This window comes from Marilutibacter aestuarii, assembly GCF_006546775.1.
Classification (GTDB): Bacteria; Pseudomonadota; Gammaproteobacteria; order Xanthomonadales; family Xanthomonadaceae; genus Marilutibacter; species Marilutibacter aestuarii.
In genome coordinates, this window is record NZ_VICE01000062.1 from 1 (window position 1) to 1,787 (window position 1,787).

The 1,787-nt window shown below is 73.4% G+C and carries 3 protein-coding genes; all 3 read right to left on the reverse strand.

Features of this window, described 5'->3' with window-relative positions; translation table 11 throughout:
• Window positions 1-564: AMIN domain-containing protein (locus FKV25_RS06465; protein WP_141517973.1), on the reverse strand; the 564-nt coding region annotated here is incomplete at its 3' end.
• Window positions 565-678: 114 nt separating this feature from the next.
• Entirely contained in the window at window positions 679-1,143 is a 465-nt protein-coding gene (gene tsaE, locus FKV25_RS06470) for a tRNA (adenosine(37)-N6)-threonylcarbamoyltransferase complex ATPase subunit type 1 TsaE (RefSeq protein ID WP_141517974.1), read from the reverse strand.
• On the reverse strand, window positions 1,136-1,787 hold a 652-nt coding region (locus tag FKV25_RS06475), incomplete at its 5' end, for an NAD(P)H-hydrate dehydratase (protein ID WP_141517975.1). The genes tsaE and FKV25_RS06475, both read right to left, overlap by 8 nt.

Below are 1,787 nucleotides of genomic sequence, written 5' to 3' on the forward strand. Positions count from 1 at the left end.
CAGCTCACTGATCAGTCGGGTCGTCGCCGCGGCCGAAGCGGCCAGGTCGGGCTCGGCCGTCGCCGCAAGAGGCGGCGCGCTGGCGCTCGTGCCCGGGGCTGGCGTGTACGTGGACGCTGCCGGTACTGCGCCCACCTGCGTCGCCGGCGCAGCGCCGGCACCGTCGCCGGGCCACTCGAGGACCAGTACCGGCCCCTGCGCACCGGGCTCGACGCGTGGCTTGAGCACGGCGATCGGCTGGGCGAGGTCGAACACGATCCGGGTGGTTCCGGGCACCGGGTGGCCGGTGCGCACACCCTTCACCACGCCCGACGGCGCCGGCAGGGACAAGCCCTTTGCGAGATCCGAACCGGGGAAGTCCACCACCAGGCGGTCGGGGCCGGACAGGCTGAGCGTGCTGACCCCGCCCTGGGCGTCCATGACGATCTCGGCACGGGTGCCGGTGGCGCCGGTGCGGAGCTGGAGGTCCTTGATCTGGCCGGCATGCGCGAGGTTCCAGGCCACGGCGCCCAACAGCGCCAGCCCCATCAGACCCTTCTGCACGGTGGCCCCCTTGATTCGCATGGGGGCTAGTCAAGCACCACTTTCGGGGTTTTGCAAGCCATTTTTTCTTTACGAATCCGTCACCTGCCGTGACTTCCTGTGGAAAGATTCAGGAAAGGGACGCAACTCGCGCCCTCAATCCGGCAGGGTGGCCAGCCAGGCGACGCCTCGCGTGCTCGCCGGCACCAGGCGCACCGTGCGCCCGTCGCCGGCCACCGCCAGTTCGACGACCAGGTCGGCCGCGGGCAATGCACCCGCCCCCCGTTCGGCCCATTCCACCAGCCACAGCCGCGTCTCGTCGGCGTCCAGGCCGAGGAATTCCAGCTCGCCGGCATCGGCGATGCGGTACAGGTCGAGGTGCCAGGCTTCCCCGCCGTCCTGGAGCGGATAGCGTTCGACCAGTGTGTAAGTGGGGCTCCGGATCGTGCCCGTCACCCCCAGCGCGCGAAGCAGCGCCCGGGCCAGGGTCGACTTGCCGGCGCCGAGGTCCCCGCGCAGGTAGACGACGGCCCGCGGTGGCCGGCTGCGGGCCAGCGCCGCGCCCAGCGCCTGGGTGGCGTCGGCGTCGACGAGGTGGCGTTCGGGCACCGGCTCATGCATGGCGTGGGTCCTGTGGGGCATGGGAGGGATTGCCGAGACGGCGCAGCCAGGGCATGAGGTCGCTGGGCAACAGGCCGCGCGCGCCTCCGGCCACCGCCGCGGCGTCGCCCGCCGCGGCGTGCAGCAGCGCGCCCAGACAGGCCGCCTCGAAGGCGTCCAGGCCCTGGCCGCGCAGTGCCGCGACGAGGCCACAGAGCACGTCGCCCATGCCGCCCACCGCCATGCCTGGGTTGCCGGCGGCGACGATCCGTGGCGTGCGGCCCGGTGCCGCGACGATCGTGCCGGCGCCCTTCAGGAGCACGACACATCCCCAGCGTTCGACCAGCCGCGATGCCGCGACGAGTCGGTCGGCCTGCACGTCAGCCGCTTTGCAGCCGAGCAGGCGCGCGGCTTCGCCCAGGTGCGGGGTGAGGATGTCGCCCGCGGCGAGCGGGTCCGCCCCGGAGGTGGCCGCGAGCAGGTTCAGGGCATCGGCATCGAGCACCAGCGGACGCCCGGCCGCACGCGCCGCCGCGAACAGCGCGCGCCCCCAGTCCGCCTGCCCCAGGCCGGGGCCCAGCGCGACCACGTCGCAGGTCGCCAGCAGTCCGGCCAAGTGGCCCGTCACCGGCATCGCGATCGCGTGCGCCATCGCCTCCGGCAGG